Genomic DNA, 26,774 nt, shown 5'->3' with positions numbered 1-26,774 from the left:
GAATGGGGGCATCCCCCATAAGGCGCCGGCTTGCCAGCGCAGGCGCCAGCAAGATCAGCGCCCGATCCACGGGCCGCTTCGCCGGCAAGCCGGCGCCTACGAAGGGCTTGGCAGCCCGGATTTGGGACCCCTTTGCCCCGTTCATTGCACCGGCACCGCGCGAATCGGCGCCCGCGGCGTCTGCGGTACGCCCTGCAGGGACACCGGCACTGCCCCGGGGATCGCCTTGCTCGCCGCCGGCAGTTGCGGCGCCTGGATATCCGGCATCACCCAACTGCGCTCCGGCTGCAACTGGCCCTGTACCCGGCGCATGAAGTCATAGCGATTGAGGGTAATGCTGCGCCCCGCGCCACTGTCGCGAATGATGTAGGGCCGCAGGAACACCATCAGGTTGGTCTTGGTCACGCTGCGCTTGTCGTTGCGAAACAGCACCCCGAGCCCGGGGATGTTCGACAGCCACGGCACTGCGTCGTTGCTCTGGCTGTAGCCGTCCTGCAGCAGGCCGCCGAGCACCATGATCTGCCCGTCATCCAGCAGGATGCTGGTGTCGATCGCCCGCTTGTTGGTCACGGTGCCGGCGTCCACCGAAGCCCGCTGGTCGACGCTGCTGACCTCCTGGTAGATATCCAGCTTCACCGTGCCGCCTTCGGAGATCTGCGGCCGCACATTGAGCTTCAGGCCCACTTCTTCACGCTGCACGGTCTGGAACGGGTTGTTGCTGGTGCCGCCACCGCCGGTCACATAGCTGCCGGTGACAAAGGGAATGGTCTGGCCGACGAAGATGCTCGCCGCCTCGTTGTCCAGGGTCAACAGGTTGGGCGTCGACAACACGTTGGTGCCGCCCTTGCTCTTCAATGCCCGGGCCAGGACCTTGAGGTCCAGCACCTTGCCGATCCCCGGGATGTCCACCGTGCCGTTGACCACGCCGACGTTCAGGCCCTTGGGCAACACGTCGATGCTGGTCTTGCTCGCCGGCGTGCCCACCAGCCCGCTGCCGCCGAGGTTGACCCCGCCAAAGCCGCCGCGCCCGGCGAGATTGCCGGCCTGCCACTGCACGCCGAACTCGCTGGCATCGTCTTCGCTGACTTCGACGATCAGGCTCTCGATCACCACCTGGGCGCGACGCTGGTCGAGCTGATCGATGACCTCCCGCAGGTTGCGATACAGCGGGTCCGGCGCCGAGATCAGCAAGGTGTTGGTGGTGGCATCGGCCTGGATGGTCACGCCACCGGCACTGAAGGCGGTGTTCTGGTCATTCTGCTGGCCCGTGCCGCCCTGGCCGGCGCTGCTGCCCTGGCCGTAGGCACCACTGCCGCTGCTGCTGTTGTTGAGGTTGCCACTGCCGGTGGGCGTGCCGCTGCTGTTCTGGCTCGCGCCCTGGGCGCCCTGGCTGTTGCCGCCCATGCCGCTGAGCATGGCCCGGGCGCCGTCGCTGCCGGCGCTGTCGCTTTCCCCGGTGAGCAGCCCGCGCAGGGCCTGGGCCAGCTTGCCGGCCTGGGCGTTGCGCAGGTACACCACGTGCAGGTTGCTGGGGTTGCTCTGGGCGTTGTCCAGTTTGTAGATCAGGTTGCGCGCCAGTTCGGTGCGCTCCGGGCTGCCGGCGCGGATGATGATGGAGTTGGAACGCGGGTCGCCGATCACGCTGATCTTCTGGGTCTGATCGGCGCCCTGGGTTTCCAGCAGTTCGGCGACCATGGTGGCGATGTCCACGGCGATGCCGTTCTGCACCGCCACCACATCGGTGTCGATGGCGCTCGGGGTGTCGATGCCGTTGATGATCTGCGCCACCCGCTGCAGGTTCTCCGCGTAGTCGGTGACTACGATGGTGTTGTTGCCCGGGTAGGCATTGATCGGGTTGTTCGGCGAGACGATGGGCCGCAGCACCGGAATCAGGTTCACCGCATTTTCATATTGCAGGCGGAAGGTGCGGGTCAGCATGCCGTTGCCCGCCGGCTTGTCGGCGCTGTAGATCGGCCCGCCCAGCAGCTTGGCGTCGGCTTCGGGCACCACCTGGGCCACCCCGCCCACGTCCACCACGGAGAAACCCTGCATGCGCAGGGCCGCCAGCAGCATGTCGTAGGCCTGGTGCGCCGGCACCTGGCCTTCGCTGACCAGGGTCAGGTTGCCCTTGACCCGTGGGTCCACCAGGAACTGCTGGCCGGTGGAACGGGACAGCGCGCGCACCACCGCCTGGATATCGGCGTCGACGAAGTTCAGTTGCACCGGCTGATCCCCCAGAGGATTGCGCGGCACGCTGGTGCTGCGCGACGTGCCCTGGGCGCGGCTGCTGCTGGTCACCGGGTGCAGGACTTTCGGCCGTTGCGCCTGTTGCGCCTGCAAGCGCTCGCGGTCCGCCAGCAGATCGCCGCTGCGCCGGGTGTCAGCCAGGGGCTGGCCCAGCTCGCTGTCCACCAGCAAGGGCGGCGGCGTGGTGGAGGTGGTGTTGCTGCAAGCCCCCAGCGCCAGCAGCAGAAAAGGTGCGGCCTTGCGACACTGGCGCACGTAGTTGGAACCTGACCACTTCATGAAGCTTCCTTAGCGCCCTGCGCCTGATCCATGCGAACGGTCCCGGACAGTGTGCCTGCCGAGTCTTGGGCAGCGGCCCCGTCTGCACGTTGCAGACGAGCCTCCACCACCTGCAGTGAAAACTGCCGGGGAGCCCCCAGCAGCCAGCCGACCACGGCATCCGCCGGGGCCTGCTCAAAGGTCAACCGCCAGCTCTCGGGGCCGGCTTGATCCGCGTGTTGCAACTGGTAGCGGCCTTGGAGCCCGGCCGCATCCAGAGCCTGGCGCAGGGCCTGTTCCAGGCTTTCGCCCGGGGCATTGCGAGAGCCCGCCGCGACCTCGTGCAGCAGCACTTCCAGGGCCTCGGCCTGGGAGCGCAGCTTGGGTGTCTCGGCTTGCCAGTAGTCGATCTTCTTCAGCGGCGGCTGGATCAGCAGCAACCACAGCAACAGCCCCAGCAACCCCAGGGCAGTGGCCCCCAGCAAGCGCTTTTCCCGCAGGGCCAGGCCGTTCCAGTGACCCAGGGCCTGGGCCCGCAGGCGCGACCAGCGCGCCCGATACGGCGCCAGCATGGCCTTATTCATTGTCTTCTCCCGTTGCCTCGGCTGTGCTCTCTTCGGCTGGAGCCTGCCCCGGGGCCAGGCTCCAGCCATTGCCCTGGGCCTGGACGCTGTAGCCGGCCTGGATCAGGGCCCCCTGCCAGGCGCTGTCGGCGGTTTTCGGGGTGTCTGGCAACAATTGGAGCTGCAAGCGCTGCCCGGAAAACTCCAGGCTTTGCACGCTGCCCACCATGAACGGCATGGCCAGCCCCGCCTGGGCCAGCAGGTGGGCGAAGCCCTGGCTCGGGTCCGCCGCAGCGCCGCTCTGGCGCGCCGCCAGTTGCTGGCGAGCCTGTTGCAACGGATTGAGCACCACCGGCAATTCGGGGAATACCTGCTTCACCCGCTGGCTCATCTGCGCCTTGAGCCGCTGCCCCTGCTCTGCCTCGCGGGCGGCGTACAGGTTCAGGCCCAGCACCCAGACCGCCACCGCCAGGGCGCAGCAGCCCAGGGCCCGGCCCCAGCCCTGGGGGGCGCGGGTGCCGGCCAGCGCGCCGCTGTGCAGGCCCCAGGAAGGCGGCGTGCCGCTCCAGCGCAATTGCGCCAGCAGGGGTTGTGGCGCTGGCAATGGTTGCCCCGGCAGCGCTGGCACTTCGCCGATCCAGCACAGCTCGCTGGCGCTGGCGCGCAACTGCTCCAGGGTCTCGGCCACCAGGGGCTGCACGCTGCCCTGGGTGGCGCTCTGGCGCACCAGCAACTGCTCGTCCAGCAGGCACAGGTTGATCTGCCCCGGGGGCGGCACCGGCAAGGCGTAGGGCGCCGGGTACAGGCCGGCGAGCTTCAACCCGGCCTGCTCCAGCAGCCGCCCCAGGGCCTGCAGGCGTTCCCGGGGCAGCCAGCTCAGCGCCACCTGGCCCTCTGCATCGCGGGGGCCGTGGGCCACATGCATCTGTTCACTGGGGCCGAGGATCAGCGCCTGGGCAGCGCAGGCCACCGCGGCCTTGATCCGCGCAGCGGGCAATTGCGGCAATGGGATCTGGGTCAGCAGGCTGTCCAGTGGGTGCAGGAAACACTCCACTGCGGGCGGCTTGTCACCCTTGCCCGGCAACCCCAGCTGGCCCAGGGCACAGCAACCGGTATCCGTGACCCGCCCGCCACGATCGAGCCTTGCAAAATCCACCCGGCACTGCTGCGGCTGCTCGGTGCCGAGCAACAAGTCCAGGGGCGGCAGGCCGATGCGCAGGCGGCTCATGCGCCCACCCGCGACCAGATCACCTGGGGCATGCGGTCCTCGGGACGGTGCAGCAGCGCTTGCAGGCTGACCCGGCGCTGATCACGGCGGGCCTGGCCCTGAAGCAGGAACCACTCGCTGGTGATGCCGACCTTGATCTGGTCCACCTGCAACTGCGGCAGGCGCAGGCGATTGACGAAATCGCCACGGTTGATGAACCAGTGCCCGGCGTCACGCTCGGCCACCAGGGCCCGGGCCCGGGACAGATCCAGGCCCGGCACCGCCGCCACCAGCACCTCGGCGCTGGCGGTGTTGCCGTTGATCCAGGTATTGCCCGGCAGGATGCTCACGTACGGCTCCAGGCGCGCCAGCAGTTCCGGGGTCACGCCCTCAAGGCCCAGCAAGTCGTCCAGGCTGCGCAGCATCGGCTGCCTGGGCGCCAGGGTCTGCGCCGCAGCGCCTGCCGAGGTCTGGCGACCGCTGTTGAAACTGCCATGGCTGCTGGTGGCGGCTGGCGCCTGCAGGCGCTGGGGGTAGGAAGCGATCACCCGCTGGCTGATGCGCCGGCCCAGGGCGCCGTCGATGCCGATCAGTTGGCACAACTGCTGGAAGCTCTGCAGTTGCCCCGCATCCACCTGCTGGTTGAACACTAGGTTGCGCAGGTTGAACTTGCCCTGCAGGTCTTGCAGGTGGCCCTGGAACCCGGCGTTGAATCCACCCAGGGCCTGGTCGCCGATGGGCCGCGCCCAGGCCTGGTCGAGGCGTGTCAACACATCACGCTGGCGCGCGTCCCAGAGCAGTTGCCGGCTGTATTCCAGGCCGCCCTGAAGCACCCCGGCAGCGACGATCCGCGCCTGTTCGGCTTCCACCGCACGGGTGAAAGAGGTTTGCCGGGTAAGCATGCCCCCGGCGATCACCGCCACCACCGCGGCGATCAGCAAGGCGCTGATGATGGCCATGCCACGCTGCTTCGCCGCACTGGGCGAATGGGCTTTCACGACCGGCCCTATAGTTGCCAGGAGCCGATATCGGCATTCACGCCGTCGCCGTCGGGCTGGCCATCGGCGCCGAGGGAAAACACATCCACTTCGCCGTTGGCACCGGGGTTGAGGTAGTGATACGGGCGGCCCCAGGGGTCATTGGGCAGACGTTCCAGGTAGGAGCGCCAGTTGCTGTCCTTGGCATTGGCCGGGCGCTCCACCAGCACCTTCAGGCCCTGGTTCATGTTCGGGTAGCTGCCGTGGTCCAGGCGATAGAGCTTGAGGGCCTGCATGAGCCCGGCGATGTCCTGCCTGGCCGCCGTGGCCCGTGCCTGGTCCGGGCGATCCAGGACCTTGGGCACCACCATGGCTGCCAGGATCCCGAGGATCACCACCACGACCATGATCTCGATCAGGGTGAAGCCACGCTGGCCGCGCAGGCCTCGGGGCGGGGATGTTACAGGCGCGATATCCATCTCGACATTCCTTGGCGTAAGTTCGATTCGTCGCGCAGTGTTGCAAGAAGATATGTCAGTGGTATTGAAAAACCTCGGGAGTTTCGGTCGCCATTCGGTCAAGCCCGCAGGCTAGTCTGCGAGGCTGTTTCCCGGTCTCGAGCGGCCCATGCAAGCCCTGCGCAAACAAGCTGGTTTCACCCTGATCGAAGTGCTGGTGGCCCTGGCCATCATTGCCGTGGCGATGGCTGCAGCGGTGCGCGTGGCGGGCCTGATGACCCAGAGCAATGGCCTGCTGCGGGACAAATCCCTGGCCTTGCTGGCGGCCCAGAGCCGGGTCGCCGAAGTGCGCCTGGAAGGCCGCCTGAACAGCGGCGTGAAGAACCTCGACTGCGACCAGGGACGGCTCAAGCTGCGCTGCGAAACCCGCATCGCCCCGGGCAGTGCGCCGGGGCTGGTGCGCGTGCAGGTGCAAGTCAGCGACCGCAGCCGCGAGGCGCCGCCGCTTGCGCGCCTGGAAACCCTGGTCAGCCGGCCGCAGGTACAACGCCAGTGAGGCCTAGCGGGTCAACCGCGGCAGCTCCGGCGAGTCCGGCAGCTTGCTGACCTTGATCCGCGACTGCTCGGCGCCGCGCTCGATCAGCACGCCGTCGGCCTCGATCGCAGCCAGGCGCACACCCTGGGTCAGGGTTTCCCCGGCCAGGAAGCTGCGCGGCGGGCCATCGTTCAGATGCAGGATCGCCACCGCGCCACGGGCCCCGGCCATGACCCCGGACACCTTGATCTGCACCTGGGCCGGCTGGTTGGCAAACCACTGCAGGGCCGGGTTGTCGGAACGCGCGGCCAGCACCTGGGGCGCCACCGCCGGGGTCTGGGATTCGGCCGGGGTCAGCAGCAGCGACGACCAGGTGGCGACCCCACCCAGGGCCGCCAGCAAGGCCGCGTACTGCAGCAGTCGAGGGGCATCAAGGCGCGGGGCGAATGACATGGTACGTAGCATCGGGGGGACCTCCTGTTTGTCCGTGCCCCCAGCCTACCGCTCAATTCTCACGGTTTTATTTCACCGGACGATCATCTGCGTCTGGCAGGCTGGTCCGAGGGCCAAGGAGTGCAATCCGATGCAGGCAGGCAAGCAACAAGGCTTCACCCTGATCGAGCTGATGGTGGTGCTGGTGATCATCGGCATTGCCAGCGCGGCCGTGGGCCTGAGCATCAAGCCCGACCCGCTGCAACTGCTGCGCAAGGACGCCGAGCGCCTGGCGCAACTGCTGCAAGTGGCCCAGGCCGAAGCCCGCGCCGATGGTCGGCCGATCACCTGGCGAGCCACGGCCAAGGGCTTTGCCTTCAGCCGCCACAGCGAATTCGGAGGCGGCATCGATGACTTGCGTGGCGACCCCCAACTGCGCCCCCGGGCCTGGGAAACCCCGGCGCTGCAAGTGCGCATCGAACCCAGGCAGCGCCTGGTATTGAACGCCGAATGGATCAACCCGCCGCTGCGCCTGGTGTTGTCCGACGGCCAGCACAGCCTGAGCCTGGAACGCAGCGCCGCCGGCCAACTGCGGGTGGTGACCCAGCCATGAAGCGCCGGCAGCAGGGGTTCACCCTGATCGAAGTGATGGTGGCGATCATGCTGATGGCGGTGGTCAGCCTGATTGCCTGGCGCGGCCTGGACAGCGTCACCCGGGCCGACAGCCATCTCAAGGCCAGCACCGAACAGACCGAAGAACTGCTGCGCACCCTCAACCAGCTGGAACGTGACGTGGCCCTGCGTGCCGGCACCCAGCTGCGCGAGCCGGCCCTGGGCGACAGCGAAGAAGCCGAACCCGACAGCCCGGCCCCGCTGAGCGTGCGCAGCTCCGACAGCAAGGGCTTTCGCCTGGAGGTGATACGCAGCGCCGCCACCCCGGGGGAAGGCTTGCAACGGGTGCGCTGGTGGCTCAAGGGCGACACCCTGTACCGCGCCGTGGCCGAGCCCCGCGACCGCTACCCTTTGCCCGCGCCGCGCGACGGCGTGGCGGTGCTGAACCGGGTCAGCGACCTGCAAGTACGGGTCTGGGATGCCGACAAAGGCTGGCGCCAGCTCAGCGGCAACCGCCAAGACAGCCCCCAGGGCCTGGAGATCCGCCTGGTGCGCCAGACGCCCCAGGGCGAAGAGCGCTACCGGCAAGTGCTGGGGCCGTTGCAATAATCCTCTCACGTAGGAGCCGGCTTGCCGGCGAACCGCGTAGCGGCCAGGCCCTGAGAATTCGGCAAATAGCGCCGGCCCCTTCGCTGGCAAGCCAGCTCCTACAGGGGGCTGTTGGTGTTTCGCGGATCAGCTCAGGAGCACCACGCCGCCGGGCAATTCGGTGCACTTGGCACCGTAGGCGTCGCGGATCAGCAAGGCCACGCCAGCCAGCTGGTTGAGGTTGAAACGCGCCTGGACCTTGCGCTTGCCCAGTTCGGCATTGAGCAGCACCAGCATTCCCGGGCGGTAGCGATTGATCTCGCTGATCACCGTGTTGAGGCTGGCGTTGTCGAACACCAGGACCTGCTCGCGCCAGGCAATCACGCTGTGGATGTCCACCACCTGGGGCTCGCCGATGCTGCGCGGGTCGTAGGTCAGCTGGCGGCCGCTATCCAGGCCAATGCTGCGCCCGGCCACGTCCACTTGCAGGCTGCCTTCGATGCAGGTGACGCACACCTGGTGGTCGGTGTTGCGCAGGTTGAAGCGCGCCTGGCGCGCGCTGAGCCAGCCCTCGCCGGCCTGGACCTTGAGCGGCTGCAGGCGCTGGCTGAAGACTTCCACTTCGCCTTCCAGCAGTTCGATGCCCTGCTCGCCCGCGCCCAGGTCACGCCGGCTGATGCGGGTCTGGGTGTTGAGCTCCAGGCTCACGCCCTCGGCCAGATCCACCCGGCGCTGTTCGCCGACTTCGGTGGCAAAGTCGGCGGTCAATCCGGCAAAGCCGCCCGGCACCGTGAGCCGCACCATGAACAGCGCCGCCGAGGCCGCCAGGGCGCCGCCAAGAAAGGCCCGGCGGCCAAAGTGCCGCGGCCGCGCTTGCTGCTCCAGCAGCGCCGCTGCCGGTTGCAGGCAATGCCACAGGGCCTTGGTCTGCTCGAAGGCGGCCGCGTGCTGCGGGCTTTGCCCGCACCATTGGCGCAGCGCCCGGGCATCGGCGGCGGTGGCCCGCCCCGACGTCAGAAGGACCAGCCAGTCCCGGGCTTCGCTCAGCAACTGCTGGTCCGCCGAGGCCTGGGGTGTGGAGATGCTAAAAATGTTCAAGCGCGCAGGTACTCACGGATTGATCAGGGCTCTTTGTCTAGGACGGTTTTCCGGCCCCGGGACCGAACCGCTGAATGACTTTTCTTTCCAGGCGCAGGGCGCAATGGCCGAGGGCTGCCTTGAGTTCCTTCTCCACCATCCGTGTGGAAATGCCGAAGCGCTGGGAAATTTCCAGGTGCGGCGCCTCTTCCAGGCGCGCGGCAATGAAGATCTTGCGGCGCCGCGCCGGGAGTTCGTAGAGGGCCTTGAGCAGGGTCTGGATTTCCTTCTGGCCACCCACCACCCGCGAGGGGTCCTGGGCTTCGTCGGCGATCTGCAACAGCTCCTCGACCTCATCGCCGGTGAGCAGGCGGGCATCGGACTGGCGCCGGTCGGCGGCAATGTTCAGCGCCATGCGGTACAGGTAGGCATTGGGTTGCGCCAGGTTCGGCGGCTCTTCCATGCGGTCGACCCGCAGGTAGGTTTCGTGCAGGACGTCGTTGGCCAGGTCCTCGGACCCCAGGCGCCTGCGCAAGCGCACCCGAAAATCCTCGTAGGACGTCAGGAACAGCCTGACCATCGCACTGTGTCCGGTATTTTTCATACCCCGGAAGCTCCTTCCCATTCCTTGCAGTCCATGCGTTTCCCTGTCGTGTCCGGTATCAAGAGTAAGGTCAGCGGCTGGCGCAACGAGCTCGGTGCCTGGCGCTCGACCCGGGTCTGGGCCAGGCGCTGCACCAGCGCCTCATCCCGTTGCAGGTCGCCGGTGGAACTCACCAGGCGGCTGTGTTGCACCGCTCCGTCGCCGCCGATCCACAGTTGCAGCAAGGCGCGAAAGCTCCCCGGCCGAGTCAGCGCCGAGCCGCACAGGCTGCGTTCCACCGCCCGTTGCAGGGCGCTGGCGTAGCTGCTGTTGAGCCGCGCCGCACGACTGCCCGCCGCGCCGGGCTGCACGGCCGGCTGTGTGGCCTGCGGCACCTGCAGGGTGAAAGCATCGCTGCGGGCGTAGCGGGCCATCAGGCCACTGCCGGCCAACAACCGGCTCAGGCCTTCCCGGGCGCTGTAGTGACCGTTGATCCCCACCGAGCGCCGGCCCCGGGTCAGCTCCCGGTCCACCAGCACCGCCATCCCGGTGGCGCGGCTGAACAGCTCCAGGGCATCCGCCAGGTTCTGCGCCGGTATCTCCAGTGCCAGCAGGGCCTGTGAATCCACCCGCGGCGGCCCGCCGGGAGGGCCCTGGGCCCAGCCCGCCGGCATCCACAGCAGCAGCCCGAGCGCCACCACACAGGTCGCCAAGCCCCCGTGCAATGACGTCCATCGCCCGACCTGCGCTCTGCGTCGCTGCACTGCGGTCCAATCCCTGAAAAGCGTCATCCTGAGGCCAGTTTATGAATCTGGTGTTACGGCCACGGCAAAAAAACCATCACTTTTTCAGGCCGGGCTTTGCACTACACTCGGCCGGCATCGAAGCCCGATTCCCCGGGCCAGCCAGGAGGCCAGGATGAAACGATTAAGCCGATACAGCGCAGCCCTGTGGCTGCTCAGCGCCCTGCCCTGGACGCTGCATGCCGAAGAAGCCAGCGAGGGCTGCGTGGAAGTCAGCGTCGGCGGCTACAAGGCCCCCGACTACAACTGCCTGAGCAAACAGATGGGCAACAACCCGGACGCAGTGAAGGCGGCCCAGGCCAACCAGCAGGCCCTGGAGGACCCGGTGAACAAGCGCCCACCGAATCAGGTCGGGCTCTCGACGCCGGCGGCCACCGGCGTGCGCATGGGCAACACCTTCGGCACCTCGGTCAAGCCGCAACGGCCCTGAACGGCGCCGCGGTCGGCCGATTGCCGGGCCGCTACCCGCCACCGGGCCCGTCCCAGGGCCCGCCTGGACAGCGGCGAAGGCAGCGGGCGACGGTCGCCCCGTGGCCAATCGCGCACTGCGCCGCGCCCCCTTGATCAGCCCCTGCCCGTATACCGGGCGTTAACCCCGGGCGCGCTAGATTGCCGAGCCTTGAACCCCGGTGCCGGCAACGGCCCCGAACACGGCGCGTGGATGGCGTTCGCCTGCCGGCCACCCTATCATTGGTGTTTTTTTGCGTGTTGGACGCATGGAAGACTATAAAAAGCTGATCCTGCAGCGCCCCTGCCAAAGCATTTTCCTGATTGCCCTCGCGCTGTTCATGGCGCTGCAGTACAAACCGGCAGTCCTCAACTACACCACGCGCTTCGTCGACTTTGCCGACTACATGCTGCAGCACGGCATGACGCTGTTCCCCATTGCCGACGATCTGCAGCCCTACCCCGACTACACCATCGCCAACACGGTGCTGGTCTATCTGGCGTCGCTGCCCTTCGGCCAGCTGTCCGTGCTGTCGATGGGCCTGCCCTTCTGCATCGCTGCGTCGCTGATGCTGGTGTTCATCTACAAGCTGGGGGCCCTGCATGAGCGCAAATGGGGCCTGTGCGGCGTGCTCTTTGCGCTGTTCACCTGGGCCTTCGTGGATAGCGTCAACTCCCTGGCCCTGGACATCTACCCCGCCCTGATCACCGCAGGCTGCTTCTACCTGGCCTACTCCGCCGACCTCAAGCAGCAGCGCGGACGCCTGGCGCTGGTGTTCCTCGGCCTGATCCTGGGCTTTGCCCTGCGCGGGCCGATCGGCATGATCGGCCCGGCACTGGTGGTCGGCAGCTATTACCTGCTGAGCCGGCAGTGGCGAACCCTGGTCGGGTTCTCGCTGGTGAGCGGCCTGCTGTTCGCCGCCGGGGTCGCGCTACTGGCCTGGGCCGCCCACGTGCAGGGCGGCGATGCCTTCATGCAGCAAGTGCTGGAGATGCAGGGCCTGGGCCGGATCGCCAGCGATCACTCGCCGCGCTACTACTTCTACTTCAGCGCCGGGCTGATCACCTACAGCTTCACGGCGTTCTACGCCCTCTGCGTGATGGCCAGGAGCGGCCGCCAGTGGCTCGGCGCCCCGTCGCTGTCGGCGCCGCGCCTGCTGCTGCACCTGGGCGCCTGGTTCGTGGTGCTGATTGTGTTCTTCACCATCCCCAACTCGAAGAAGGCGCGTTACGTGCTGTCCATCACCCCGGCCATTTCCCTGCTGGCGGCCTACATCTTCATCGACCCCAACGGCCTGTTCAGCGCCACCCGCAGACGCCTGCTGCGCCTGTGCCTGAACCTGCCGACCATCGGCGCGTTCCTGGCGCTGCTGGTGCTGGGCTACAACAGCTTTGCCGCCCGGCCCCTGCAGCCCGACTTCGCCGGGGTGTTTTCAAGCTTTGCCCTGCTCAGCGGCGTGCGCTACTGGATCGGCCGGCAGTACACCGGGCACCGGCATTACGAGGTCATCGTCCTGGCATTCGGCGTGGCGGCCTTTCTCTTGCTGGATGGGTTCTTCTTCAACGCCATCACCTATCATCTGGAACTGGCCAAAGAACCCACTCCCAAATTCCTGCCTTACTGGTTCTGGTAAGGCGGGCGTCCACACCTGGCCCGCAGCGCCCGGCCGGAAGCAGGCAACGGCGCTCACCGGCAGCGTGCAAGATTTGGTAACACTCCCGGGCACCCCCGGCGATGAAACCGAACTGGCACAGTGCTGTCACATCGCAATCGGTAACGGCGGAGGTCGCCCTGCGGCGGCTTGCGGCCCACGCAGCACTGGCCCGACGACCTCACCGCCACAGGTTACCGGCCTGGGCCTGCCCCCCATGCGGCAGGCCATACTCCATCAAGGCTGAAAGAGCGAACCATGAAGCAAAACATCCTCCTCGTATCCGTCTGTGCCGCCCTGCTCCAGGCCTGCACCCCGGCTTCCACCACCCCTGAAGGATCTTCTTCCATGCCCGCCAGCACTGCCTCCGTCAGCGCCCAGCCTGCGCTGTCCGCCTACTACTGGCAGCTGGTTGCGGCCCGCGATGCGGCGGGCAAGCCCGTCGCCGCCCTGGACAAGGGCATCGAGCGCCAGCTGCGCCTGACCTTCGCCGGGCAGAACCTGAGCATCAGCGGCGGCTGCAACCGCCAGTTCGGCGGCTTCCAGCATGAAAATGGCGTGCTCAAGGTACAGCCACTGGCCGCCACCCTGATGGCCTGCGAGCCGAAACTGATGGCCCTGGACGCACAAATCGCCAACCTGCTCAAGGGCGACCTGCGCACCACCTTCGGCGGCGACCAGTCGACCCCGACCCTGCAACTGGCCACCCAGGACGGCACCCTGCTCACGTTCGAAGGCCAGCCCACCCCGGAAACCCGCTACGGCAGCCAGGGCCAGACCCGCTTCCTGGAAGTGGCGGCCAAGACCGTCAAGTGCAGCCACCCGCTGATCCCCGACTTCCAGTGCCTGCAAGTGCGTGAGCGCCGCTACGACGACGCCGGCCTGCAGCTGCCGACCCAGGACACCTGGCACCCGCTGTACCAGTCCATCGAGGGCTACGAGCACCAGGACGGCGTGCGCAATGTGCTGCGGGTCAAGCAGTACGAGTGGAAGAATGCACCCGCCGATGCCCCGTCCAGCGTCTATGTGCTGGACATGGTGGTCGAGCAGGACGCCTCGGCGGCCCACTGAGCCGAGCCACCCGCCAACCGGCACAAACCGACAGGCAATAAAAAAGCCCCGTATCGCAAGATACGGGGCTTTTTTGGTTCTGGGCGGGGTCAGGCCGTTACAGCACCGACTGACCGCTCATGGCCAGGTCCAGCAACTCGCGGTTGGCCACCGCATACATGGCGTAGTCGGTGCCGCTGGCGGCACGGATTTCCACCATCATGGCGCGCCAGCGATCGGCCATGCTCGCGTTCTGCTCCAGCCACAGGGCCACGCGGGCCTCCATGTCATCCGGCGCATCGGCCATCTGCAGGACCTTGATGGTGATCGCCCGCTGCTGCCAGTCCACGTCATCGCGGAAGGCTTCGCGCGCCGCCGCCTGCCAGTTGTTGGCCACCGGCAGATCGCTGATCTGCTGCAGGTACCACGGCAGGTCGAGGGCACTGCCCACGGCGAAGTAGGCCTTGGCCACTTCCGCCGCATCGTGGCCGGTCACATCAGCGGCCTCGATGATCGGCAGCAGGGTGTACAGGTGGGTAGTGCCTGCAACCATGCGCGCCAGCAACTCCGGCACACCGGCTTCGACATAGGCGGTGTAACGGGCTTGCCAGCCCTCGCGGGTCGGGCCTTCGAGCAGCTCGTCGAGCTTCAGGCCCAGCGCCGCCAGGTGCGGACCGAAGTGCGCAACGTCACGCGCCGCATCCTGCTCGTTGCGCCGGCTGCGCAGGAACCAGCGGGTGGCACGACGGCCCAGGCGCATCAGCTCGTCCATCAACGCCAGTTGCACTTCAGCCGAAACCTGGTGGTCCAGGGCTTCGATCTGACGGAACCAGTGCGGAAGGTGGAAGATGTCCCGCACGATCACATAGGCACCGGCGACGTTCGCCGGGCTCATGCCGGTGGACTCCTTCAGGCGCTGCACGAAGGTGATGCCCATGTGGTTGACCAGGTCGTTGGCGATCTGGGTGCTGACGATCTCGCGCTTGAGACGATGGCGACGCATGGCCTCGGAGAACTTGGCCACCAGGCTTGGCGGGAACGCGGTCTCCATGTCACGGGTCAGGTAGTCGTCATCCGGTACCAGGGACTTGAGCAGGGCTTCCTTGAGGTCGATCTTGCTGTAGGAAATCAGCACCGACAGTTCCGGACGGGTCAGGCCCTTGCCGGTGGCGGCGCGCTCGGTGAGCTGCTCCTCGGTCGGCAGGTACTCGATGGCGCGGTCCAGCTTGCCACGGCCTTCCAGGTCGCTCATCAGGCGCTTGTACTCGGCGGCACGCTCGTAGGCACGGCGCGCAGCCAGGGACAGGGCCTGGGTCTGCTTGTAGTTGTTGCCCAGCACCAGGCCGCCGACTTCGTCGGTCATGCTCGCCAGCAGCTGGTTGCGCTGCTTGTCGGTCATGTCACCGGCCTGCACCACTTCGTTGAGCAGGATCTTGATGTTCACTTCGTGGTCGGAGCAGTCCACGCCACCGGCGTTGTCGATGAAGTCGGTGTTGGAACCGCCGCCATTGAGGCCGAACTCCACACGACCCAGCTGGGTCATGCCCAGGTTGCCGCCCTCGCCCACCACCTTGCAGCGCAGCTCGTTGCCGTTGACGCGCAGGGCGTCGTTGGCCTTGTCGCCGACGTCGGCGTGGCTCTCGGTGCTGGCCTTGACGTAGGTGCCGATACCACCGTTCCACAGCAGGTCCACCGGCGCCTTGAGCAAGGCGTTGAGCAGCTCGGTGGGGGTCAGCTTGTCCGCCTGGATGTCGAAGCGCTCTTTCATCTGCGGCGAGATGGCGATGCTCTTGGCGCTACGGGAGAAGATACCGCCGCCTTCGGACATGATGCTGGTGTCGTAGTCGCTCCAGGCCGAACGCGGCAGCGCGAACATGCGCTGGCGCTCGACGAAGCTGGTGGCCGGATCCGGGTTCGGGTCGATGAAGATGTGCAGGTGGTTGAACGCCGCCACCAGTTGCAGCTTGTCGGACATCAGCAAGCCGTTGCCGAACACGTCGCCGGCCATGTCGCCGACGCCGACCACGGTGATGCTGTCTTCCTGGACATTGATGCCGCGCTCGCGGAAGTGGCGCTGCACGCCAACCCACGCACCCTTGGCGGTGATGCCCATCTTCTTGTGGTCGTAACCGGCCGAACCGCCGGAGGCGAATGCATCACCCAGCCAGAAGCCGTAGTCGATGGCAATGCCGTTGGCGATGTCGGAGAAGGTCGCAGTGCCCTTGTCCGCCGCGACCACCAGGTAGGGGTCATCGTCGTCATGGCGCACGACGTTGGCCGGCGGCACCAGGGCGCCGTCCTTCAGGTTGTCGGTGATGTCCAGCAGGCCGGAGATGAAGATGCGGTAGCAGGCGATGCCCTCGGCCGCGATCTCGTCCCGGCTGCCGCCCAGTGGCAGGCGACGCGGCAGGAAGCCGCCCTTCGCACCGACTGGAACGATCACCGAGTTCTTCACTTGCTGGGCTTTGACCAGGCCCAGGACTTCGGTGCGGAAGTCTTCTTCACGGTCGGACCAGCGCAGGCCGCCACGGGCAACGTTGCCGAAGCGCAGGTGCACGCCTTCGACCCGTGGCGAGTAGACGAAGATTTCGAACTTGGGCACCGGTTTGGGCAGCTCGGGGATCAGGTGCGGGTTGAACTTGAAGCTGAAGTAGGACTTGTTCTGGCCGTTGGCGTCGGTCTGGTAGAAGTTGGTGCGCAGGGTGGCCTTGATCAGGTCCAGGTAGCGCCGCAGGATGCGGTCTTCGTTGAGCACCTGGACGTCGTCCAGGGCGGTGAGGATCGCCTGCTCCAGACGCTGCTGCTTGTCTTCCAGGTCGTCGCTGGTGAGCTTGCGCGCCAGATAGAAGCGGGTCTTGAACAACCGGGTCAACTCGCGGGCGATGTCGGTGTGGTTGTTCAGGGTGCTGGCGATGTAGCCCAGGTCGAAGCCCAGGCGGATCTGCTTCAGGTAGCGGGCGTAGGCACGCAGCAGCGCCACGTCGCGCCATGGCAGGCCGGCGGTCAGCACCAGGCGGTTGAAGGCATCGTTCTCGGCATCGCCGCGCACGATATGGACGAAGGCGTCCTGCAGCGTGTCGTTGAGCTGCTGGATATCCAGGTCCAGGCCTTCGGCGGCGGTGAAGGCGAAGTCGTGGATCCAGAACTCACGGCCATTGTTGTGACGCAGGCGGTACGGGAATTCGCCCAGCACGCGCAGGCCGAGGTTTTCCAGGATCGGCAGCACGTCGGACAGCGCCAGCGGGGTGTCGGCGTGGTACAGCTTGCAGTGCAGCTCGCGCTGGCCGGAGACCTGGCCCAGGGGCTGGTAGAAGCTCATCACCAGCGGGTTGGCTTCGGTGAGGCTCAGCAGGTGCTGCATGTCCACCACCGCCGAATGGGCAGCGAAGCGCTCGCGGTAGCCGGCCGGGAAGCCTTTGGGGAAGTCCGCCAGCACATTGGTGCCGTGGGCTTCGCCGAAGCTTTCCACCACCAGGCTGGCGTAGTCGTCCTGCCAGCTGCGGCAGGCCTGCACCACTTCTTTTTCCAGCAGCAGCGGATCGATGTCGATGCGCTGCTTGGGGTCCACCCGCAGGATCAACTGCACACGGGCCAGCACCGACTCGGAGAAGAAGGTCCAGAACTCACAGTCAGTGGCTTGCAGGCGATCCATCAGCACTTGCTGGATCTTCTGCCGCACTTCGGTGGAATAGATGTCGCGCGGCACGTAGGCCAGGCAGTAGCAGAAACGACCGTAGGGGTCTTTGCGCAGGAACACACGGATCTTGTTGCGTTCCTGGATCTGCACGATGGACATCACGGTGCTGAACAGCTCGTCCACCGGGGTCTGGAACAGATCATCGCGGGGCAGCACTTCCAGGACCTGGGCCAGTTCCTTGCCCAAGTGCGCCTTGGCCTGGAAGCCCGAGCGCTGCTCGATGGCTTCGACCTTGCGGCGGATGTAAGGGATCACCCGCACGCTCTCGCCGTACACCGAAGAGGTGTACAGGCCCATGAAGCGGCATTCCTTGATGACCTTGCCGTCGGCATCGATCTGGCGGATCGAGACGAAATCCGGGTAGGCCGGACGGTGCACACGGCTCGGGTGCGCGGCCTTGGCGAAGGACAGCGGCGTCGGTTCGCGCAGGTAGTTGACGGCGTAGTCTTCGATGCGCAGGTCGTCGCTGGTCAGGCCGGCGCGCAGCAGCTTGGCCAGGCCGAGGAAGGAGTTCGGGTCATATTCGATATGCCCGCCGTCCTGGTCGGCGCCGACCACGAATTCTTCATAACCGAGGAAGGTGAAGTGGTTGCCCACCAGCCATTCGAGGAAGCTCTTGATCTCGGTCTTTTCTTCGGCAGCGATCGGGAACTGGCTGTTGTCGATGCTCTGGATCAGTTCCTGGACCTTGGCCTTCATCGGCTCGAAGTCGGCCACGGCGACCCGCACTTCGCCCAGTACCTGTTCCAGCTCCTTGCCCAGCACGCTGAGTTCGGCGGCGTTGGCGCAACGGTCGATCTCCAGGTACATCAGCGACTCTTGCTGGATGCCTTCGCCCTGGGTGCCCTTGGGCAGGATTTCCAGCAGCTCGCCCTTGCTGCCACGGCGTACGCTGAGCACGGTGGTCTGCAGGGTGTGGATGCTGTAGCCGCGACGGTTGAGCTCGGTGCGTACCGAGTCCACCAAAAACGGCAGGTCGTGGTGCAGGACTTCCACAGCAGTGTGGGTCGACTGCCAGCCATGGCGTTCGTAATCGGGGTTGTAGACGCGGACCTGCGGTTGCCCGTGGTCGAAGCGCTCAAGCAGGCGCCAGGCAGAAAGGGTGCAGCCCGCCAGGTCGGACATGCGACGCTGGGTGAGTTCGTCCAGGGAAATGATGCCGAAGAATTGTTCAGCGAACAGCGCCACTTGTGGCAGTGCCTGTTCACTGATGTGCTGCGCCAGTGCCGCTTGCAGTTGGTGCTGGAAGTCGGCTTTGCTGGCTGCGGTGAAGAACGCCATCTGTGGTACTCCGCTTGGGCTTGTTATTGATGGAAGCGTCGCGTGCAAACCCCTCGCGGGGCGGTGCTGCATCCTGCTCCTGGTCTCGGGCAGAGGTAGCAGGATGACAGGTGGGTGAAGCTGGACGAGACGCACAGGTCACATTCACCTTCCGGGGATGGGCATCTGCAAAAACGACTGACGCTTGCCGGGAAACCGAGCGCAATGCCTTTACAGGTGACCATCACAAATCAGACGCAACCTATTGCACTAAGAACAAATTGTCCGCTGCGCAGCTTAACGAGTGCGATGTGACAGCTGCTTGCGATGCTGCGACATATTCGGTCAACGGCACGCAGCAGAACGCTCACGCTTTGAGCAACACTAGCAGCCGCGGTGGAAAAACCGGTTTTTTTCCCCGGATTCACGGTACTTGCGTACCAAAAGTGACTGCCGCAGCGATTGTGTTCACGACCTGTTCTCTGACAGACAAGCCAGCAGAAATTCCATCGGGCTGGCAGAATTGTTTCCTTTCTGCCCGCCCGGCCACTCTCTCAGGAATGCCCCCATGCACATGACCACCGCCCACCTGATCGCCAACCCCTGCGACGACGAAGAAGACAACATGGCCATGCTCTGCTGCCACAGCACCCAGGGCGAGATGTTCCTGATGAGCCGCTACCCGGACGAAGACGAACTGGAGATCACCCTCGACGGCGAGCCCTCGACCCTCGATGGCGTCAAGGTGACCCTGAGCCCCACCACCCTGCTGATCGAAATCGCCGCGGCCGACGCCGACGCCCTGAACGGCGCCGACCACCTGGAGATCCGCCACAGCACCGCTGCCTCGGACCTGGCCGAAGTGGAGGAAACCCTGCAGAACATCCTCAAGGGCACCGGCACCTACATCAGCCAGCTGTCCTGAGCGACAGCGCCCTTCCCGGTAGGAGCTGGCTTGCCTGCGAAGGCGTCTTCGGCGCCACCGCAAACCTTGCCGGCCTCTTCGCCGGCAAGCCGGCTCCTACCAGAGCCCCAACACCGCGCCCGAGCCTAGGAGCTGGCTTGCCAGCGAAGGCGTCTTCGGCCCCGCCGCAAACCCTGCCGGCCTCTTCGCCGGCAAGCCGGCTCCTGCCAGAACCCCAACACCGCGCCCGAGCGTAGGAGCTGGCTTGCCAGCGAAGGCGTCTTCGGCCCCGCCGCAAACCTTGCCGGCCTCTTCGCCGGCAAGCCGGCTCCTACCGGGGGTGCGCGTGGTGCTGAATAAAACACGGATTTTTTTCGACTAATTCGCCAAATCAGGTTTTCCCCGTTAGTCGCCGACCCCCGCTATGGATTAAAGTATCGCCCCCAGCCCCGACGTTCCCTCAACGCCCGGGGCGCACCCTCTCCAGGAACAGTCACCGATGGAACATCGTGAAGCGCTTTTGGCGCTGCGAACCTTTCTTTCAACGCAGATTCTCGGCCAGGAAAAACTCATCGAGCGCTTGCTCATCGCCCTGCTCGCCGACGGCCACATGCTGGTCGAGGGCGCTCCAGGGCTGGCCAAGACCAAGGCCATCAAGGAGTTGGCCGAAGGCATTGAAGCGCAATTCCATCGGATCCAGTTCACCCCCGACCTGCTGCCCGCCGACATCACCGGCACCGAGATCTATCGCCCGGAAACCGGCAGCTTCGTGTTCCAGCAAGGCCCGATCTTCCACAACCTGGTGCTGGCGGACGAAATCAACCGCGCCCCGGCCAAGGTCCAGTCGGCCCTGCTCGAAGCCATGGCCGAGCGCCAGGTCAGCGTCGGGCGCAGCACCTATGAACTGTCGCCGCTGTTCCTGGTGATGGCGACCCAGAACCCCATCGAGCAGGAAGGCACCTACCCGCTGCCCGAAGCCCAGCTCGACCGCTTCCTGATGCACGTCAAGATCGGCTTCCCGGACGCCGCCGTGGAGCGGCGGATCCTCCAGCAGGCCCGCGGCGAAGCCCTGAACGGCGAGACCAAGCCCGAGCGCCGGGTCAGCCAGCAGGCGATCTTCGCCGCACGCAAGGAAATCCTCGGCCTGTACATGGCCGATGCGGTGGAGGAATACCTGGTGCAACTGGTGATGGCCACCCGCACCCCGGCCAAGTTCGACCCGGAGATGGCCGAATGGATCGCCTACGGCGCCAGCCCCCGCGGTTCCATCGCCCTGGACCGCTGCGCCCGGGCCCACGCCTGGCTCGCCGGCCGCGACTTCGTCAGCCCCGAAGACATCCAGGCCGTGCTGTTCGACGTACTGCGCCACCGCATCATCCTGTCCTTCGAGGCTGAAGCGGCCGGCATCGACCAGGACCGTGTGGTACAGCGCATCCTCGACGTCGTTGCCGTCGCCTGAAGCCCATGACCCAGCCCGTTGCCGAACCCGGCATTCGCATCACCCTCGGCGAGCTGATCGAGATGCGCCATCGCGTGCGCGAGGTGCAGCTGTTCTCCACCCCCAGCCAGCGCAGCCCGCTGATCGGCCTGCACCACTCCAAGCTGCGCGGGCGCGGCGTGGACTTCGACCAGGTGCGGGTCTACCAGGCCGGCGACGACGTGCGCACCATCGACTGGCGGGTTACCGCGCGCACCCAGGAACCGCACACCAAGCTGTTCCACGAAGAGCGCGAGCGGCCGATCTTCATCATGGTGGAACAGAGCCGCCAGCTGTTCTTCGGCTCCGGGCTGATGTTCAAGTCGGTGCTCGCCGCCCAGGCCGCGAGCCTGATCGGCTGGGCCGCCCTGGGCCATAATGACCGGGTCGGCGGGCTGGTCTACGGCGACGACGAGCACTACGAGATCAAGCCGCGGCGCAGCAAGCAGAGCCTGTTGCAGCTGCTCAACCGCCTGGTGCGGGTCAACCAGTCGCTGCACAGCGAAGCCCGGCCCCAGCGCGACGCCCTGGGCACCGCGCTGCTGCGCGGGCGCGAAGTCCTGCGTCCCGGCAGCCTGGTGATCGTGATCTGCGACGAACGCGCCCTGAGCGACGCCGCCGAGCAGCAACTGAGCCTGCTGTCGCGCCATTGCGACCTGCTGTTGATGCCCCTTTCCGACCCGCTGGACCACGCCCTGCCCGCCGCCGGCCTGCTGCGCTTTGCCGAACGCGGCGCCCAGCTGGAACTGGACACCCTGAACTACGACCTGCGCCAGGCCTACCGCGCCATGAGCGAAGCGCGCATCGCCCGCTGGGAACGCCTGGCGCAAAAGCTGCGGGTGCTGCTGATGCCCCTGAGCACCCAGAGCGAGATGGTCGAGCAGCTGCGCGAGTACCTCAACCCGCAGCGCCCCGGAGCCGGCCGATGAGCAGCCTGGAACAACTGCAACCGCTGCTGCCGCCGCCCGCGGTCAGCCTGTGGCCGCCGGCCCCGGGCTGGTGGCTGCTGGCGATCCTGCTGCCGCTGCTGGGCCTGGCCCTCTGGCACTGGCGCCACCTGTGGCCGCGCAAGGCCGTGCGCGCCCGCAGCGAGCAGCCCCTGGACCCGGTGCGCCTGGCCGCCCTGGCAGAACTGGCGCTGCTGCCCAAGCCCTATGACGGTGCCCCCGCCGGCGCCTGGCTGCAGGCCTTGAATGCCCTGCTCAAGCGCCTGTGCCGCAACCATTATCCCTACAGCCAGAGCCACACCCTGAACGGGCGCAAATGGCTGGCGTTCCTCGACAACCGTTGCCCGGCCGCCGGCCTGACCCGCTGGATGGTGCTGGTGGAAGGCGCCTACAAGCCCGAGTGCAAGCTCGACGACAAAGCCATCGCCGGCCTGACCCAGGCGGTGGACACCTGGATTCGCAAGCATGTTTGAGTTCGCCTGGCCCTGGGTCTTCGTCCTGCTGCCGCTGCCCTGGCTGCTGCGCCTGGTGCTGCCGGTGGCCGACAGCGGCGAGCCGGCGCTGAAAGTCAGTTTTCTCAGTGACCTGGAAGGCCTGTCCAAGCGCCGGGCCCGCGCCCACCTGCCGGCCTGGCGCCAGCAGGTGCGTTTCATCCTGCTCTGGCTCCTGCTGCTGTTGGCCGCCGCGCGCCCGCAATGGCTGGGCGACCCCTTGCCGGTGGCCGCCAGCGGCCGCGACCTGCTGGTGGCGGTGGACGTTTCCGGCTCCATGGATTTCCCCGACATGCAATGGCAGGACGAGGACGTCAGCCGCCTGAACCTGGTCAAGCACCTGCTGGGGGACTTTCTCGAACACCGCGAAGGCGACCGGGTGGGCCTGATCCTGTTCGGCAGCAAGGCCTACCTGCAGGCACCCCTGACCTTCGACCGGCACACGGTGCGGGTCTGGCTGGATGAAGCGAAGATCGGCATCGCCGGCAAGAACACCGCCATCGGCGATGCCATCGGCCTGGCCCTCAAGCGCCTGCGCCAGCGCCCGGCCCAGAGCCGGGTGCTGATCCTGGTCACCGACGGCGCCAACAACGGCGGCGAGATCGCCCCCATCACCGCCGCCCGGCTGGCCGCCGAGGAAGGGGTGAAGATCTACCCCATCGGCATCGGCGCCGACCCGGAACAGAGCGCCACCCTCGGCGTGCTGGGCATCAACCCGAGCCTGGACCTGGACGAACCGGCCCTCAAGGAGCTGGCGCAAGTCACTGGCGGGCGCTACTTCCGCGCCCGGGACGGCCAGGAGCTGCAAGCGATCAAGCAAACCCTCGATCAACTGGAACCGGTGGCCCAGCAACCGACCCAGGCACGCCCGGCCCAGGCCCTGTACCACTGGCCCCTGGCCACGGCGTTGCTGCTCAGCGTGCTGCTGGTGCTGCGCGAGCGCTGGCCGCAGAACCCGCTGCAACGCTTCTTCACCCAGTCGAACTTCCTGCTGCCTGCCCATGACTGGCGCCAGCGGCTCAAGCGCCTGCGCTTGCGGAGGCGTCGATGATCAGCCTCTGGCCCCATTGGTTCCGCCCCGGCTGGTTGCTGGTACTGCCCCTGCTGGCGCTGCTGCTGTGGAAGCTCTGGCACCGGCAGAAACGCGCCGGGCGCTGGCAGATGATCCTGCCCCCGGCCTTTCACGCCGCCCTGCTCAGCGGCGGCAATGGCCGCGAAAGCAAGCTGCCCTGGGTGGCCCTGGGCCTGGCCTGGCTGCTGGCGGTGCTGGCCCTGCTGGGCCCCAGCTGGCAGCGGGTGGAACAGACCAGCCAGAAACCGGCCGACCCGCTGGTGGTGCTGCTGGAGCTGACCCCGCAGATGCTCGCCAACGACGTGCCGCCCGATCGCCTGGAGCAGGCCCGGCACAAGCTGCTGGACCTGTTGCAACTGCGCAGCGACGCGCAGACCGCCATCGTGGTCTACGCCGGCAGCGCCCACACCCTGGTGCCGCTGTCCGATGACCTGGCCACCAGCCGCAACCTGCTGGACGCCCTCAAGCCGTCGATCATGCCCCAGGCCGGCCAGCGCGCCGACCTGGCCCTGCTCAAGGCCCTGAAGCTGCTGGACCAGGGGGCCCTGGGCCAGGGCCGGGTGCTACTGATGGCCTCCTCCCTCAATGAAGAGGAACGCCAGGGCATCCGCCAGGCGCTCAAGGGCGACGCCCCACAGTTGCTGATGCTCGGCTTCGGCAGCCGCGACGGTGCCCCGGTGGCCCAGGAAGACGGCAGCTACCTCAAGGACGACCAGGGCGCGATCCTGGTATCGCGCCTGGACAGCCCGGACCTCAAGCACTTCATCGGCGACGTGGGCGGGCGCTACCGCCAGGCGCGCCTGGACGACAGCGACCTGCGCGGCCTGGGCCTGCTGGGCGGCCCGCAAGGCCTGCGCAGCGACGGCCAGACCCTGCGCCTGGATACCTGGGCCGACCAGGGCTACTGGCTGCTGCTGCCGCTGTTGCTGCTGGCCGCCTGCGCTGGGCGCCGGGGCTGGCTGTTCTGCCTGCCCCTGCTGCTGTTCGCCGTGCCGCAACCGAGCTACGCCTTCGACTTCAATGACCTGTGGCTGCGCCCCGACCAGCAGGGCCAGCGGCTTCTGCAACAGCAGCGCCCGGCGGAGGCCGCGCGGCATTTCCAGGACCCGCAATGGCAAGGCGTGGCCTTGTACGAAGCCGGCAACTACACTGCCGCCGCCGAGCGTTTCGCCGAGGGCAACGACGCCCGCGCCCACTACAATCGCGGTAACGCCCTGGCCCGCAGCGGCGAGCTGGAAGCCGCCATCGACGCCTACGAGCAGGCCCTGGAACGCCAGCCGGACCTGCAACCGGCGTTGCAGAACAAGGCCCTGGTGGAGAGCCTGCTGCAACAGCAACAGGCCCAGGCGCAAACACCGCCACCGGCGAAGAAGCCGGACACCCCCGAAGGCGACGACACCCGCCCGGGCCCCAGCGGTGCAGCCACCCAGCCACCACCGGGCAGCGATGGCCCGCAGGACCCGGCACAGGCGCCGGCCAACGAAAGCGACACGCCGCCGCCGGATCCACAAACCGCCGGCCACAGCGAAGTGCCCGGCAGCGAGCTGGACGACCAGCACACCACCACCCCGCTGCGCCCGGTGGAGGACAGCCTGGACGCTGAACACCAGCAGGCGCTGGAACAATGGCTGCGCAAGATCCCCGACGACCCGGGTGAATTGCTCAGGCGCAAATTCTGGTACGAACAGCAACAACATCAGGATCAGGGAAAAACTCGATGACCCGCTGCACCGCCCTACTGCTTGCCCTCGCGTTCTGCACTGGCCAGTCCCAGGCTGCCGGCCTGCTCGCCAGCCTGGACCGCAGCCAGGTCAATTCCGGGGAAACCGTCGAGCTGACCCTGGAGTCCACCGATGTCACCCAGTTCGGCAAGCCGGACCTGGCGCCCCTGGAGGCACAATTCGAGGTGCGCGGCACACGCCAGGTCAACCAGCTCAACGGCCTGGGGGACAACCACGCCAGTACCCGCTGGATCGTCACCCTGCTGCCGCGCCATACCGGCACCCTGGAAATCGCCCCGCTGCAACTGGGCAGCCTGCAGAGCCAGCCCCTGAGCATGCAGGTCAACACCAGCCCGGCCCAGGACCAGAACGCCCGCCTGGAACCGGTGTTCATCGAAGCCGAGCTCGACCAGCCCAGCGTCTATGTCCAGGCCCAGGCCCTGCTGACCCTGCACATCTACCACTCGGTGCCGCTGTTCGACGACAGCAGCCTGAGCCCGCTGCTGCTGAGCGACACCCGGGTGGAACAGCTGGGCGAGCCGCGCACCTACGAAAAGCTCATCAATGGCGTGCGCCACGGGGTGATCGAGATGCGCTACGCGCTCTATCCCCAGCGCAGCGGGCCGTTGCAGATTCCCGCGCTGACCTTCAGCGCCACCCTGGCCAACCCGGACCCGGGCCAGGAAACCGGCTCGCAGACGCCCCGGGCCGGCAAGCTGATCCACGTCAGCTCCAGTGACATCAGCCTGCAGGTCAAGGCCAAGCCCGCCACCTACCCGGCCGACGCGCCCTGGCTGCCGGCCCGCAGCCTGAGCCTGAGCGAAAGCTGGAACCCGGAGCCCGAGCACCCTCAGGTCGGAGACTCCCTGACCCGCAGCCTGACCCTGCGCGCCGAAGGCCTGTCCAGCGCCCAGCTGCCGCCGCTGCCCCTGGCCGACGTCAATGGCCTGCGCAGCTACCCGGACCAGCCGCAGTTGAGCAACCAGCACGTTGAACAGGGCCTTCTGGGCATTCGCGAAGACCGCCAGGCGCTGGTGCCCACCCGCCCCGGCAACGTCGAACTGCCCGCCATTGAAGTGACCTGGTGGAACACCGTCGAAGACCGCCTGGAAAGCACCAGCCTGCCGTCGCGGGCCCTGCAGGTGGCGAACAACCCGAGCCTGGTGGTGGACACCCCGGCAGGCAACGCCCCGGCCGAGCCCGACAGCGGCAACCTGTGGCTGTGGCAACTGAGCACCCTGCTGCTGGCTTGCACCACCCTGCTGGGCTTCGGCCTGTGGTGGCGCGCCCGCTGGCAGCCGGCGGTGCTGCGCGCCACCCAGACCGGCCCCAGCCCGCGCTCGCTGCTGGACGACCTCAAGCGTGCCTGCCAGGCCAATGACCCCCAGGCCACCCGCCAGGCCCTGGACGCCTGGGCCCGGCAGCAGCCCGAAACCCTGGCCGAAATGGCCGCGCGCTTCGTGCCGCTGTCCGATGCCCTGGACGGCCTCAACGGCGCGCTCTACAGCGAGACCGGCCAGTACTGGCAGGGCGAGGAACTGTGGCGAGCGATACGCGCCATCCCGATCGACGAACGGGTCCAGGACCCGGTGGCGGACACCACCAGCCTGCCGCCGCTGTACCCCAAGTAACCGGCGCTTCGCGCAGCCCCCCGTAGGAGCCGGCTTGCCGGCGAAAGGCCCCGTAAGCCATGCCGCGCCTGGACGGGCCTGTTCG

23 protein-coding genes are annotated in these 26,774 nt (G+C 67.1%); 13 read left to right on the top strand and 10 right to left on the bottom strand.

Going from position 1 to position 26,774, the window contains the following annotated elements:
- Positions 1–141: 141 nt before the first annotated feature.
- From gspD to gspG, 5 genes are read right to left on the bottom strand one after another with little or no spacing between them, the layout of a single operon-like run.
- A complete protein-coding gene (gene gspD, locus AC1RGE_RS03915) occupies positions 142–2,526 on the bottom strand; it encodes a type II secretion system secretin GspD (protein ID WP_492583413.1) in 2,385 nt (794 codons plus the stop codon).
- A complete protein-coding gene (gspM, locus tag AC1RGE_RS03910; protein WP_065363917.1) occupies positions 2,523–3,089 on the bottom strand; it encodes a type II secretion system protein GspM in 567 nt (188 codons plus the stop codon). The genes gspD and gspM overlap by 4 nt, the downstream gene beginning before the upstream one ends.
- Positions 3,082–4,296, bottom strand: a complete 1,215-nt coding sequence (gene gspL / locus AC1RGE_RS03905) for a type II secretion system protein GspL (protein ID WP_019094874.1) — start codon at positions 4,294–4,296, stop codon at positions 3,082–3,084. Before gspL ends, gspM begins: the two co-directional genes overlap by 8 nt.
- Positions 4,293–5,273, bottom strand: coding sequence for a type II secretion system minor pseudopilin GspK (gene gspK / locus AC1RGE_RS03900; RefSeq protein ID WP_019094873.1), 981 nt, complete (start codon positions 5,271–5,273; stop codon positions 4,293–4,295). The genes gspL and gspK overlap by 4 nt, the downstream gene beginning before the upstream one ends.
- 8 nt (positions 5,274–5,281) lie before the next feature.
- The gene (gene gspG, locus AC1RGE_RS03895; protein WP_011061045.1) at positions 5,282–5,731 is read right to left on the bottom strand and encodes a type II secretion system major pseudopilin GspG; all 450 of its coding nucleotides are present in this window, start codon (positions 5,729–5,731) and stop codon (positions 5,282–5,284) included.
- Positions 5,732–5,879: 148 nt separating this feature from the next.
- Between gspG and gspI the strand changes: the two genes are divergently transcribed.
- Positions 5,880–6,266, top strand: a complete 387-nt coding sequence (gene gspI, locus AC1RGE_RS03890; protein ID WP_011061044.1) for a type II secretion system minor pseudopilin GspI — start codon at positions 5,880–5,882, stop codon at positions 6,264–6,266.
- Between the two features lie 3 nt (positions 6,267–6,269).
- Here the strand turns inward: gspI and AC1RGE_RS03885 are convergent, their stop codons facing one another.
- On the bottom strand, positions 6,270–6,698 hold the full coding sequence (locus AC1RGE_RS03885) for a type II secretion system protein N (protein ID WP_011061043.1): 429 nt from the start codon (positions 6,696–6,698) through the stop codon (positions 6,270–6,272).
- 130 nt (positions 6,699–6,828) lie between these two features.
- On the opposite strand from AC1RGE_RS03885, the gene AC1RGE_RS03880 reads away from it, so the two are divergent.
- Positions 6,829–7,290, top strand: a complete 462-nt coding sequence (locus AC1RGE_RS03880; protein ID WP_492583411.1) for a GspH/FimT family pseudopilin — start codon at positions 6,829–6,831, stop codon at positions 7,288–7,290.
- Positions 7,287–7,898 (top strand): type II secretion system minor pseudopilin GspJ, encoded by a 612-nt coding sequence (gene gspJ, locus AC1RGE_RS03875; RefSeq protein ID WP_011061041.1) that lies wholly within the window; start codon positions 7,287–7,289, stop codon positions 7,896–7,898. Before AC1RGE_RS03880 ends, gspJ begins: the two co-directional genes overlap by 4 nt.
- A gap of 126 nt (positions 7,899–8,024) precedes the next feature.
- Here gspJ and AC1RGE_RS03870 read toward each other — a convergent pair whose 3' ends face one another.
- Genes AC1RGE_RS03870 through AC1RGE_RS03860 form a run of 3 tightly spaced genes read right to left on the bottom strand, consistent with a single transcriptional unit; the run spans position 8,025 to position 10,211 of the window.
- Positions 8,025–8,975 carry a FecR family protein gene (locus AC1RGE_RS03870; RefSeq protein ID WP_015635428.1) on the bottom strand — a complete coding sequence of 317 codons (951 nt, stop codon included), beginning with the start codon at positions 8,973–8,975 and terminating at the stop codon, positions 8,025–8,027.
- A 37-nt stretch (positions 8,976–9,012) separates the two neighbouring features.
- The gene (locus AC1RGE_RS03865; protein ID WP_011061039.1) at positions 9,013–9,558 is read right to left on the bottom strand and encodes an RNA polymerase sigma factor; all 546 of its coding nucleotides are present in this window, start codon (positions 9,556–9,558) and stop codon (positions 9,013–9,015) included.
- Entirely contained in the window at positions 9,555–10,211 is a 657-nt protein-coding gene (locus tag AC1RGE_RS03860; protein ID WP_050783811.1) for an STN domain-containing protein, read from the bottom strand. The genes AC1RGE_RS03865 and AC1RGE_RS03860 overlap by 4 nt, the downstream gene beginning before the upstream one ends.
- Before the next feature lie 244 nt (positions 10,212–10,455).
- Between AC1RGE_RS03860 and AC1RGE_RS03855 the strand changes: the two genes are divergently transcribed.
- From AC1RGE_RS03855 to AC1RGE_RS03845, 3 genes are all read left to right on the top strand, one after another.
- Entirely contained in the window at positions 10,456–10,770 is a 315-nt protein-coding gene (locus AC1RGE_RS03855; protein ID WP_011061037.1) for a hypothetical protein, read from the top strand.
- A 286-nt stretch (positions 10,771–11,056) separates the two neighbouring features.
- Positions 11,057–12,421: an ArnT family glycosyltransferase gene (locus AC1RGE_RS03850; RefSeq protein ID WP_026020192.1), complete on the top strand. Its 1,365-nt coding sequence runs from the start codon at positions 11,057–11,059 to the stop codon at positions 12,419–12,421.
- 366 nt (positions 12,422–12,787) lie between these two features.
- The gene (locus AC1RGE_RS03845; protein WP_015635425.1) at positions 12,788–13,510 is read left to right on the top strand and encodes an META and DUF4377 domain-containing protein; all 723 of its coding nucleotides are present in this window, start codon (positions 12,788–12,790) and stop codon (positions 13,508–13,510) included.
- Between the two features lie 97 nt (positions 13,511–13,607).
- Here AC1RGE_RS03845 and AC1RGE_RS03840 read toward each other — a convergent pair whose 3' ends face one another.
- Positions 13,608–18,467, bottom strand: coding sequence for an NAD-glutamate dehydrogenase (locus AC1RGE_RS03840; RefSeq protein ID WP_011061034.1), 4,860 nt, complete (start codon positions 18,465–18,467; stop codon positions 13,608–13,610).
- Between the two features lie 547 nt (positions 18,468–19,014).
- Here AC1RGE_RS03840 and AC1RGE_RS03835 point away from each other — a divergent pair.
- From AC1RGE_RS03835 to AC1RGE_RS03805, 7 genes are all read left to right on the top strand, one after another.
- Positions 19,015–19,371, top strand: a complete 357-nt coding sequence (locus AC1RGE_RS03835) for a hypothetical protein (RefSeq protein ID WP_019094865.1) — start codon at positions 19,015–19,017, stop codon at positions 19,369–19,371.
- Positions 19,372–19,849: 478 nt separating this feature from the next.
- Positions 19,850–20,809, top strand: a complete 960-nt coding sequence (locus AC1RGE_RS03830) for an AAA family ATPase (protein ID WP_003218556.1) — start codon at positions 19,850–19,852, stop codon at positions 20,807–20,809.
- A 5-nt stretch (positions 20,810–20,814) separates the two neighbouring features.
- Complete coding sequence (locus tag AC1RGE_RS03825; protein ID WP_011061032.1) at positions 20,815–21,756, top strand: DUF58 domain-containing protein; 942 nt, start codon at positions 20,815–20,817, stop codon at positions 21,754–21,756.
- Positions 21,753–22,247, top strand: coding sequence for a DUF4381 domain-containing protein (locus tag AC1RGE_RS03820; RefSeq protein ID WP_011061031.1), 495 nt, complete (start codon positions 21,753–21,755; stop codon positions 22,245–22,247). Before AC1RGE_RS03825 ends, AC1RGE_RS03820 begins: the two co-directional genes overlap by 4 nt.
- Complete coding sequence (locus AC1RGE_RS03815; protein ID WP_011061030.1) at positions 22,240–23,316, top strand: vWA domain-containing protein; 1,077 nt, start codon at positions 22,240–22,242, stop codon at positions 23,314–23,316. Before AC1RGE_RS03820 ends, AC1RGE_RS03815 begins: the two co-directional genes overlap by 8 nt.
- Positions 23,313–25,058, top strand: a complete 1,746-nt coding sequence (locus AC1RGE_RS03810) for a tetratricopeptide repeat protein (RefSeq protein WP_492583409.1) — start codon at positions 23,313–23,315, stop codon at positions 25,056–25,058. The genes AC1RGE_RS03815 and AC1RGE_RS03810 overlap by 4 nt, the downstream gene beginning before the upstream one ends.
- Positions 25,055–26,689, top strand: coding sequence for a BatD family protein (locus AC1RGE_RS03805; protein WP_492583407.1), 1,635 nt, complete (start codon positions 25,055–25,057; stop codon positions 26,687–26,689). The genes AC1RGE_RS03810 and AC1RGE_RS03805 overlap by 4 nt, the downstream gene beginning before the upstream one ends.
- The last annotated feature ends 85 nt before the right edge of the window (positions 26,690–26,774 follow it).

The sequence above is a fragment of the Pseudomonas sp. GW823-FHT02C05 genome (assembly GCF_058797595.1).
The sequence above is the reverse complement of the archived record's forward strand: the minus strand, read 5'-3'. Positions and strand labels throughout refer to the sequence as shown.